Origin of the sequence: Streptomyces sp. NPDC002838, assembly GCF_040295365.1 — a bacterium.
Taxonomy (GTDB): domain Bacteria; phylum Actinomycetota; class Actinomycetes; order Streptomycetales; family Streptomycetaceae; genus Streptomyces.
In genome coordinates, this window is the sequence record NZ_JBEOVF010000070.1 from 34,610 (window position 1) to 42,385 (window position 7,776).

Consider the following 7,776-nt stretch of genomic DNA (forward strand, 5'->3'; position numbering starts at 1 on the left):
CGCTGTCCGGCTCGCCGGGCTCTCGAATGTTTCGATCGGAAAACCGAAACTTCTTCTGCGGGGAGTATTGACGATCCATCGTCAAAACCTCAATCATCCCTGTCTGAGAACGCAGCCATAGTTCGAGATATCGAACCACGGCGGCCCTGGGCAAACTGTGCTGCACGGCAGATCCACGCACAGCTGCACGACAGATCCACGCACCGAAGCACCTGCGCCACCCCGTCACGTTCCGGTGAGGTTCGCACCGGCGCAGCCTGGCTCTTCGCGCAGTCGGAGAGGTACGCGACGCCGCGGGGCGGTCCCCCGGCTGAGCCGCGATGGAGTGCCCCCATGCCTGTGTCGAAACATCGCCGCCGCCCGCCCGTACGTCACCCGACGGCCGACCGGGTGCCGTCCGTGTCGGTTGAGATCGTCCCGGTCCCATGACCGCGGTGTCCGGTGGTTCCGTGCTGCCGGGTTCCGGCCCGCCTCGTCCGTCTGCCGAGTGGGAGCGGACGACGCATTCCCTGCGCTTCAGTCCTTCCGTGATTTCTACCCTTGGAGGCACAGTCATGGGCTCGTATGCCCTTCCCGGATCCGTTATCCGCCGGAAGATCCGCGGCCTGCTGTTGGTGCTGGTCGTCGGCGTCCTCGGTGTGGTCACCGCACTGGTCGCGCCGCCGACCGCACACGCCGCCGAGAGCACGCTCGGCGCCGCGGCGGCGCAGAGCGGCCGCTACTTCGGCACCGCCATCGCCTCGGGCAGGCTGGGTGACTCGGCGTACACGACGATCGCGGGCCGTGAGTTCAACTCGGTGACGGCCGAGAACGAGATGAAGATCGACGCCACCGAACCGCAGCGGGGCCAGTTCAACTTCACCGCCGCTGACCGCGTCTACAACTGGGCGGTGCAGAACGGCAAGCAGGTGCGCGGCCACACCCTGGCCTGGCACTCCCAGCAGCCCGGCTGGATGCAGAGCCTCAGCGGCAACACGCTGCGCCAGGCGATGATCGACCACATCAAGGGCGTGATGGCCCACTACAAGGGCAAGATCGCCCAGTGGGACGTCGTGAACGAGGCCTTCGCCGACGGCAGTTCGGGAGCCCGGCGCGACTCCAACCTGCAACGCACCGGCAACGACTGGATCGAGGTCGCCTTCCGCACCGCGCGCGCCGCCGACCCGGCTGCCAAGCTCTGCTACAACGACTACAACGTCGAGAACTGGACCTGGGCCAAAACCCAGGCCATGTACGCCATGGTCCGAGACTTCAAGCAGCGAGGCGTGCCGATCGACTGCGTCGGCTTCCAGTCGCACTTCAACAGCGGCAGCCCCTACAACAGCAACTTCCGCACCACCCTGCAGAACTTCGCCGCCCTCGGCGTCGACGTGGCCATCACCGAACTCGACATCCAGGGTGCCCCGGCCACGACCTACGCCAACGTGACCAACGACTGCCTGGCCGTCCCGCGCTGCCTCGGCATCACCGTCTGGGGTGTGCGCGACACCGACTCCTGGCGACCGGAGCACACGCCGCTGCTGTTCAACGGCAACGGGAGCAAGAAGCCCGCCTACACCGCTGTCCTCAACGCACTCAACGGCGGCTCCTCTACGCCTCCTTCTGATTCCGGACCGATCAAGGGCGTCGGTTCGGGCCGCTGCCTGGACGTGCCCGGCACCAGTACCACCGACGGCACCCAGCTCCACCTGTGGGACTGCCACAACGGCACCAACCAGCAGTGGACGTACACCGCCGCCGGCGAGCTCAGGGCCTACGGCAACAAGTGCCTGGACGCCGGCGGCACCGGCAACGGCACCAAAGTCCAGATCTACGGCTGCTGGGGCGGTGACAACCAGAAATGGCGCCTCAACTCCGACGGATCCATCGTCGGCGTCCAGTCCGGCCTCTGCCTCGACGCCGTCGCAGGCGGCACCGCCAACGGCACCCTGATCCAGCTCTACTCCTGCTCGAACGGCAGCAACCAACGCTGGACCCGCACCTGATGGGAGCTGCCACAAACGAAGGGGTGAATCGATGAAGACCCACGGTGCGGCTTCCCCCGCCCCTCCACGCAGACATCGCTGGTGGTCCCGGATCGCCGCCGTGGTGGCGGCGACCCTCGCGATCGGCATGCTCGCCGCGGTGAATCCGGCGCCCGCCGAGGCGGCGACCGTGGACACCAATGCCTGGTATGTCCTGGTCAATCGCAACAGTGGCAAGGCGCTGGACGTCTCTGGCGCGTCCACCGCCGACGGTGCGCGGGTCAGCCAGTGGACGCGCAACGACGGAGCCCACCAGCAGTGGCAGTTCGTGGACTCCGGCGGCGGCTTCTACCGCCTCAAGGCCCGGCATTCGGGCAAGGTTCTCGACGTGGCCGGCGCCTCGACCGCAGACGGTGCCGCGATCCAGCAGTGGGCCGACCACAACGGGGCCAACCAGCAGTTCCGCCTGGCCGACTCCGATGCGGGCCACGTCCGGCTGATCAACCGCACCAGCGGCAAGGCGGTGGAGGTGCAGGGTGCCTCCGGCGCCGACGGCGGCAACGTCGTCCAGTACTCCGACTGGGGCGGCGCCAACCAGCAATGGCAGATGATCAAGCTGTCGTCCGGTGGCGGCGGCGGATGCGGCAGCGCCCCGACTCTGGCGAGTGGTACGCACACGATTCAGAGCGGCGGCAAGAGCCGCAGCTTCATCCTCAGGGTTCCCGCCAACTACGACAACAGCCACCGCTACCGGCTGATCTTCGCGTTCCACTGGCGGGGCGGAACCGCCGGCGACGTCGCCTCGGGCGGCACAAGCGGGAACGCCTGGTCCTACTACGGCCAACAGGAACAGTCGAACAACGGCGCGATCCTCGTCGCCCCCCAGGGCCTCGGCAACGGCTGGGCCAATTCGGGCGGTGAGGACATCACCTTCGTCGACGACATGATCCGGCGAATCGAGGGCGGCCTCTGTGTCAACCCGGCACAGCGTTTCGCCACGGGATTCAGCTGGGGCGGCGGTATGAGCTACGCACTCGCATGCAGCCGGGCGAACGTCTTCAGGGCCGTCGCGGTCATCTCCGGAGCTCAGATCAGCGGGTGCAGCGGCGGCACCCAGCCCATCGCCTACTTCGGAATCCACGGCATCAGCGACTCCGTCCTCAACATCGGGCAAGGACGGTCCCTGCGCGACAGATTCGTCAGCAACAACGGCTGCACCCCCCAGAGCCCGCGCGAGCCCGCGCCGGGCAGCCGAACGCACATCACCACCACCTACTCGGGCTGCCGTGCCGGATACCCGGTCCAATGGGCCGCGTTCGACGGAGGCCACATACCCGGTCCGGTCGACGGCTCCTCCGGCGAAAGCGGCGTCGCCACCTGGACCAAAGCAGAGATCTGGAGGTTCTTCGCACAGTTCCAGTGACATCCCCGCACCACGGGTGGAGCCAGGATGATCCTGGCTCCACTCCGTCGACGTCCATCCCGCCCGGTTCAGGGCCTCCCAGCCGCCACTGGCCCCACCGTCCTCGGCGCCGTTCGGCCCGCGGTTGGCCCGGGGCGAACTCCCTGGAGTCTGGAAAACGCCAGAGGAAATGCGAAGTCGGTCCTCTCCTGGTCCGCATCTGGGTGCCGGGTGCCGGGTGCCGGGTGCCGGGTGCCGCGCTGGGCGCCGATGCTGGGAGTGTCCCTGTGGCACCATTGGCGCAGGTTGTTCGAAGCGTCTTCTGGCGTCCACAAGGTCCGGGGCAGGGCCGTTTCCACAGGTGGAGGCCTTGTGGTCCAGGCGCGTCGAGACAGTCCGCGCAGGCCGGTCCGGCTGTCGTCCCTCGGCTGAGCGGCGTGACCACGACAGACCCGGGCGGCGTGTCCCGTGCTAGCGTTACGCGTTTGCGGCGTCGCTGTGTCGGTCTCCGTTCGGTGTCTCTGGCTCGTGGCCGCGTCCCTGCCGCGCCTTCCCCGGTACGGTCCCTTCGGAGGAAGGCTCTCTGTGAGCGAATCAGCACGTGCCGATGCCCAGCAGCAGGACGATGTGTCCGAGGCGTCGGGCGCCGCTTCGGCGCCGCCTACGGCGGCGTCCTTCGCGCAGCTGGGGCTGCCGGCCGAGGTTCTGCGGGCGCTCGATGAGCACGGTGTGACTGTGCCCTTCCCCATCCAGGCGGCGGCGCTGCCGAACGCGCTCGCGGGACGGGACGTCCTGGGCCGGGGCCGCACCGGATCCGGCAAGACGCTCGCCTTCGGCCTGGGGATGCTCGCCCGGACGGCCGGGCAGCGCGCGCAGCCGAAAGAGCCGCTGGCGCTCGTTCTGGTGCCTACCAGGGAGCTGGCGCAGCAGGTCGGTGAGGCGCTCACCCCGTACGTCGAGGCGCTGCGGCTGCGGCTCGCGACCGTGGTGGGCGGAGTGTCCATCGGACGGCAGGCCGCCGTGCTGCGGGATGGCGCCGAGATCGTCGTCGCCACGCCCGGTCGGCTGCACGACCTCATCGAGCGCAAGGGCTGCCGACTGGGACGGGTGCGCATCGCGGTCCTGGACGAGGCCGACCAGATGTGTGACATGGGGTTCCTTCCGCAGGTCACCGAGATCCTGGACCAGGTGCGTCCCGACGGGCAGCGGATGCTGTTCTCCGCCACCCTCGACCGCGACGTCGACCAGCTGGTGCAGCGCTACCTGCGCGACCCCGCCGTTCACTCCGTGGACCCCTCGTCCAGCGCGGTCTCCGCGATCGAGCACCACGTCTTCGTCGTGCACGGCCCGGACCGGTACGCCGTGACCACGGAGATCGCCGCTCGGGACGGCCGCGTCCTGCTGTTCCTGGACACCAAGCACGGCGTCGACCAGCTCACGCGGCATCTGCGGGCCAGCGGCGTGGCCGCCGCCGCACTGCACAGCGGGAAGTCCCAGCCGCAGCGCACCCGGAGCCTGAACCAGTTCAAGAACGGGCAGGTCACCGCGCTGGTGGCGACGAACGTCGCCGCACGCGGCCTGCATGTCGACGACCTCGACCTCGTGGTCAACGTCGACCCGGCCACCGACCCGAAGGACTATCTGCACCGCGCGGGCCGCACGGCCCGGGCCGGCCGCTCCGGCACCGTCGTGACACTCGTTTTGTCGGCACAGCGCCGCGAGACGAGCCAGGTCATGGCGGACGCCGATGTCGCCCCCAAGGTCACCAAAGTGCGGTCCGGCGAGGCGGAGCTGAGCCGGATCACCGGCGCCAAGGCCCCCTCCGGAAAGCTGCTTGACGGCGGGCCGGCTGTACCGCGCCCCAAGAACCACAACGCCCCGTTCCGCGGCCTGGGCAGCACCAAGGGCGCCGAGGGCGGTTCCGGCGGCAGGCCGTCCCGCAAGAGCAGTGAGGCCCGCAAGCTCGCGGAGGCCCGCAAAGCGGCCCGGGTGCGGCGCGGCGGCTGAGACCGGCTTCCCGGACCGCCGGGCGGTGTCTTCGTCTACGCTGCTGGACGGATACCCGGGACCGGAGATCGGCCGGGATACACCGGACGGCGCCGCCGGCATCCCGCAACGCGGCCGCGGATGCGCCGTCCACTGACGACTGCCGCGGCCGCCACGCGGGAGCGGCATTCGTCAGAAGCGTCTCCCCACTCCTCATCGAGGATGCGGGGTGCTCTGGCCGACGGCTGACATGGCGAACGTGTCGGCTGTGATGCCATCGCAGCTCTCGATGGTGGCGAAGGCGTACTCGGCGCCGCTGACCGTGAACGTCCCGGTGGAGCCCTGGGCAGTCGAGGGTGAGTGACACGTTGACAAACCACAACCGGAAACTGATGATATAATCAGATGTGTGGAGATATTCAAGTGGCAGGCAGCGTCGGCCGGATCGGCGCCAAAAGTGGCGAGGTGTCCGAGCTGACGACGATCCTGCCGCTCAGGTCGGCACGCTGCACAACATGCGCTTCGTGTTCCTCGACAACGACACCAAGCTGCTGTTCGCGACCGCCTTCGACGGCGAGTGGGACCCCTGCATCGACGACTTCGCCACCAAGATCCCCGACTTCATGGACTACCTGTTCAGCAACGTCGAGGGCTGGCCCGGCATCACCTCGCCCGATGTAAAGGACTTCATCGTCCAGTACCAGGTCCCGGCGCAGGCGTGGTTCGTCGCCCACCCCAGCCTCACGGTCGCGGAGGCCGGCCGGCTCAAGCGGCAGGACGCCGCCGTGCAGCGCTTCCTGGCCGACCTCAACTGAGGCCCCGTATCATGCCCTCCCCGTTCCATCGCCTGCGCCGACCCCCGACTCTGGATCTCGACGACATCCAGGCGACGCTGCTGCGGGCGCGGCCCGAGCCCTACTTCGGCACCCACGCGATCCTGGAGATCACCGAGCCCGCCGCGGGCAGGGACTGCTGCGCAGACTGGCCCCGCGGGTAACCTCGGCGGCCCGCTGGGATGAACCCCGGCCGTCCTGGCCGGCCCTCGCCCTCAGCTACCGGGGACTGGTGGCGCTGGGCGTGCCGGAGGTGTCACTGGGCTCCTTCCCCGCCAACTTCCGCGCGGGGATGGCCGCGCGCGCCGAGCGGCTGCGCGACACCGGCGTGAACGCGCCCAAGAACTGGGAGTTCCCCTTCGGCACGCCGCGCGTGCACGTCGCCGCTGAAGTGGCGCCTACTTCACCCTGCCCGGTAGCCCGCCCCGCAGGGTGCAGAACATCCAGTCCTTCAACACCCTGCTCGGCGGCGAGTACTTCTTCATGCCCAGCCTCTCCGCCATCCGGTGGCTCGGCAGCATCTGACCCTCACCCTCGCGCGGAGGCCTCCATGACTACACCCCGTTCGTATGTCCGTTACCGCTCCGGCCTCGAACAGCACTTCCCTGACGAGGAGGAACTGATCCGCCAGGTGGTCGCGGCCATGGGCAAGGCCAACCAGCAGGTCGCCGACAAACACCGGCACGGCCTGCGCGACGCCCACGCCAAGAGCCATGGCGTCCTCGCCGGCGAACTGCGCGTCCGGTCCGGCCTCCCGGCCCACCTCGCCCAGGGCCTCTTCGCCGAACCGGCCACCTACCCGGTGATCGTCCGTTTCTCCTCCGTCCCCGGAGACCTGCGCTCCGACCAGGTTCCCGTCCAGCGCGGCATGGCCATCAAGGTCATCGGCGCGCCCGGCGCCCGCGCCCTCGACGACGGCAACACCACCCAGGACTTCCTCCTCGTCAATCACCCCACCCTGCCCTTCGGCAACATCGCCGAATACGCCAAAGTCCAGGACCTGCTGGAAAAGCAGCCCAGCCAGAGCGACCAGCAGCTCCAGCTCGCGGGCGCTGCCGCCCGCGTTGCCGCCAAAGCACTCACCCGCGTCGGACGCCCGCTCCCGCCGGCCGTCGAGACCCTGGCCGCCGCCAACCACGCCGCCAAGATCTCCGCAGCGCCCCGCTCGGCGAACGTCAGGGCCCTCACCGGCAGTCAGGTCGACAAGAAGGCCGGCGAGTCGGCACTGCGCGACCTCGTCGCCGACTTCTTCGCCCACGACAGCGCCGAGTACGACATCCGCGCCCAACTGTGCACGGACATCGAACGGATGCCCGTGGAGGACGCCTCGGTCCTGTGGCCGGAGGAACTGTCACCGCACGAGACCGTGGCTGTACTGCGTCTGCCGGCCCAGGACGCCTACAGCGACGCCCGCCGTCGCTACGCCGACGACGTCCTCTCCTTCAGCGACTTCCGCCACCGCTTCAACGGCATCGAGCCGCAGGAGCCGTCCGACATCAAGGAGCTGTACGGCGTCCCGATCGTCGCCCAGCGGAAGGTGAACTACGGCCGGATCGATCCCGAGGTCTCTCGCGAGCTTTTCATTCGCAAC

Annotated in this window: 5 protein-coding genes and 1 pseudogene; all 6 read left to right on the forward strand. The window is 69.0% G+C overall.

The window, feature by feature from the left end; translation table 11 throughout:
- Nucleotides 1-554 precede the first annotated feature (554 nt).
- Nucleotides 555-1,985, forward strand: a complete 1,431-nt coding sequence (locus tag ABT063_RS45920) for an endo-1,4-beta-xylanase (protein WP_351067112.1) — start codon at nucleotides 555-557, stop codon at nucleotides 1,983-1,985.
- Nucleotides 1,986-2,016: 31 nt separating this feature from the next.
- A complete protein-coding gene (locus ABT063_RS45925; protein ID WP_502991024.1) occupies nucleotides 2,017-3,387 on the forward strand; it encodes an RICIN domain-containing protein in 1,371 nt (456 codons plus the stop codon).
- Between the two features lie 564 nt (nucleotides 3,388-3,951).
- A complete protein-coding gene (locus ABT063_RS45930; RefSeq protein WP_351067113.1) occupies nucleotides 3,952-5,373 on the forward strand; it encodes a DEAD/DEAH box helicase in 1,422 nt (473 codons plus the stop codon).
- 494 nt (nucleotides 5,374-5,867) lie between these two features.
- Nucleotides 5,868-6,167 (forward strand): hypothetical protein, encoded by a 300-nt coding sequence (locus tag ABT063_RS45935; RefSeq protein WP_351067115.1) that lies wholly within the window; start codon nucleotides 5,868-5,870, stop codon nucleotides 6,165-6,167.
- An 11-nt stretch (nucleotides 6,168-6,178) separates the two neighbouring features.
- A complete protein-coding gene (locus tag ABT063_RS45940; RefSeq protein WP_351067116.1) occupies nucleotides 6,179-6,349 on the forward strand; it encodes a hypothetical protein in 171 nt (56 codons plus the stop codon).
- Nucleotides 6,350-7,689: 1,340 nt separating this feature from the next.
- Nucleotides 7,690-7,776: pseudogene (locus tag ABT063_RS52500) on the forward strand (DUF3418 domain-containing protein); the annotation flags it as partial.